Below are 221 nucleotides of genomic sequence, written 5' to 3'. Positions count from 1 at the left end.
CGATAGCGGATAGTACCGTGAGGGAATGGTGAAAAGTACCGCGGGAGCGGAGTGAAATAGTACCTGAAACCGTGTGCCTACAAGCCGTGGGAGCGTCGGAGCAAGGCTTGCCTTGTTCTCGTGACTGCGTGCCTTTTGAAGAATGAGCCTGCGAGTTTGCGGTGTGTTGCGAGGTTAACCCGTGTGGGGAAGCCGTAGCGAAAGCGAGTCCGAATAGGGCG

Annotated in this window: 1 rRNA gene; it reads left to right on the top strand. The window is 56.6% G+C overall.

The features are described 5' to 3' along the window. Positions 1-221: ribosomal RNA gene (locus tag ADL34_RS05650) — 23S ribosomal RNA — on the top strand; the annotation flags it as partial.

The sequence above is a fragment of the Streptomyces sp. NRRL WC-3605 genome (assembly GCF_001509795.1).
GTDB classification, from domain to species: domain Bacteria; phylum Actinomycetota; class Actinomycetes; order Streptomycetales; family Streptomycetaceae; genus Streptomyces; species Streptomyces viridochromogenes.
This window is presented reverse-complemented; position numbering and strand designations above follow the sequence as displayed.